The following is a 2417-nucleotide window of genomic DNA, read 5'->3' as shown; positions in this document are numbered from 1 at the left end:
CGGCGGCCCCGTAGTGTTGCAGTTGCTGCTGGCGCGCTGCCTGGAAGCCGCCGCCCAGGCCGATGCGGCCAGCGGCCGGGCCCGCCTGCCCGGCCTGCGCCTGGCGCAGCCGGGCGAGTTCACCGAACGGGCCTTCCTCAACGACAAGATCGATCTGGCGCAGGCCGAAGCCATTGCCGACCTGATCGATGCGAGCACCGAAGCCGCGGCGCGCAGCGCCAGCCGTTCCCTGGCGGGCGCGTTCTCGCACGAGATCCACCGCCTGCGCGATGCGCTCATCCACCTGCGCATGCTGGTGGAGGCCACGCTCGACTTTCCCGAAGAAGAAATCGACTTCCTGCGCAAGGCAGACGCCAGCGGGCAGCTGTCGAATCTGCAGCAGACGCTGGCCGCCGTCATGCAGCGCACGCGCCAGGGCGCGCTGCTGCGCGAGGGCATCAAGGTGGTGATCGCCGGGCAGCCCAACGCCGGCAAGAGTTCGCTGCTGAATGCCCTGGCCGGCGCCGAGCTGGCCATCGTCACGCCCATTGCCGGCACCACGCGCGACAAGGTGCAGCAGACCATACAGATCGAGGGCGTGCCGCTGCACGTGATCGACACGGCGGGCCTGCGCGAGAGCGACGACGAGGTGGAGAAGATCGGCATCGCGCGCGCCTGGGACGAGATCGCCGCGGCCGACGCCGTGCTCTTCCTGCACGACCTCACGCGCGCCGATGCGGCCGACTACCGGGCGGCCGACGCCGACATCGCCGGCACCATCGCCCGGACGCTGCCCGGCCATGTGCCGGTGATCGACGTGTGGAACAAAACCGATCAGGCACCGGGCCACAGCGCTGCCGCTATGCCGGACCGGCCGGCGGTCCACCTGTCGGCCCGCACAGGCGATGGGCTGGACGCACTGCGCCGCCTGCTGCTGGACGTGGCCGGATGGCAGTCGGCCCCCGAGGGCGTCTACATCGCGCGCGCGCGGCATGTGCAGGCGCTCCAAGCAGTGGACGGCCACCTGATGGAGGCCGCGGCGCAGCTGCATTCGCCGGGCCCGGCGCTTGATCTGCTGGCCGAGGAACTGCGGCTGGCGCAGCAGGCCCTCAGTGCCATCACGGGGGAATTCACCTCCGACGATCTGCTGGGCGTGATCTTCTCCAGCTTCTGCATCGGGAAATGAAACACCCGCGGGACGGTGGCGTTTTGTAAGGAGTGGTAAAGAGTGCTTGTGCACCGAACGCATCGGGCTTAACTTCCGCGCCACTATGAATGCTGTGCTGTCATCCCACACCCCCAAAATGGACCTCACGGGTCTCGTGCAGGCCATTGCCCAGGCGCCAGCGGAAGACAGCATGATGAACCCGCTGACCACGGAGCAATGGGACCTGCTGTCGGGCTACCTGCTGCCCATGTCGCTCACCACCGGCCACACCCTGTTCACGCAAGGCGCCAGCGACCGCACACTGTACTTCGTGGAAAGCGGCAGCCTCAGCGTGCATTACGAAGACGAAAAAGACCGCCTGCGCCTGGCGATCGTCGGCCCCGGCTCCGTGGTGGGCGAAAGCGCCTTCTTCTCGCACAAGCCCCGCACCGCCACCGTGCAGGCAGGCGCACCGTCCAAGCTCTGGAACCTGACGGCGCTGCGGTTTTCCGAGCTCTCCAACCGCCAGCCGGCCGTGGCCCTCAGCTTGGCCATGGCCATGGGTTCGGTGCTGTCCAAGCGCCTCGGCAACCGCCGCCGGCGTGTTGCTGCGACCTGACACCTGAGCCCCCATCGGGCCCGTGCCGGGGCCTGCGGACGCGGGAAAGCCATTGGCTCCCGGAGCGCGCGTTACACTCGTTTTCGAACTTTTGGCGCTATCCGAAAAAGGCACGGCATGTCACTTTTCAGTTGGTTCAACCGCAAACCCCCTGCGCCCCGGCAGCGCCCGGCGGTGGAGCCCTCCGGTCTGCTGAATGCAGACGCCACGGTGCCCCTGGTGCCCGGACGCGGCCCCGGCAAACCGACGGCCGAGCCTGCGGCCGAACACGCGGCCAACCGTAAGAACGAGCGCATGGAGCGGCGCGAACTGCTCTACACCGTGGTGCGCGATGCCATGGTCCGCGCGGGCGTGCTGTCCGCGGGCTACAAATTCAAGGTGCTGTCCCTGGACCAGCGCGGCCGCCAGTTCCTGGTGATGATGGACCTGGCCCGCGAATACGGCGGCGAGACCGTCCGCCTGAGCGAGATCGAGGCGCTCATCGCCCAGACCGCCAAGACCCGCTTCGACATTCTGGTGACCGCCGTGTATTGGCGCATCAACGACCACGTGGCCGTCGGCATGCCCAGCAAGGGCCTCGCGCCCCACGGCGTGGCCGGCCCCTCCGTGCCGCACGTGCCGGCCCCGGTGGCGCGCCCTCCGGTCCATGCGCCGGCCCCCGCACCCGTGGCC

Annotated in this window: 2 protein-coding genes and 1 pseudogene; all 3 read left to right on the top strand. The window is 68.9% G+C overall.

Going from position 1 to position 2417, the window contains the following annotated elements:
- Window positions 1-1165, top strand: a 1165-nt coding sequence (locus AC27KI_RS22900; protein WP_487116003.1) for a tRNA modification GTPase, incomplete at its 5' end; no start/stop codon positions are given.
- A gap of 85 nt (window positions 1166-1250) precedes the next feature.
- Entirely contained in the window at window positions 1251-1745 is a 495-nt protein-coding gene (locus AC27KI_RS22895) for a Crp/Fnr family transcriptional regulator (protein WP_317359894.1), read from the top strand.
- 117 nt (window positions 1746-1862) lie between these two features.
- Window positions 1863-2417: pseudogene (locus AC27KI_RS22890) on the top strand (hypothetical protein); the annotation flags it as partial.

Source organism: Acidovorax sp. KPB24-03 (assembly GCF_057546605.1).
This window is presented reverse-complemented; position numbering and strand designations above follow the sequence as displayed.

Coding starts and splice junctions, on each gene's coding strand:
- AC27KI_RS22895 (WP_317359894.1), top strand. CDS start 1,251: ATGAATGCTGTGCTGTCATCCCACACCCCCAAAATGGACCTCACGGGT.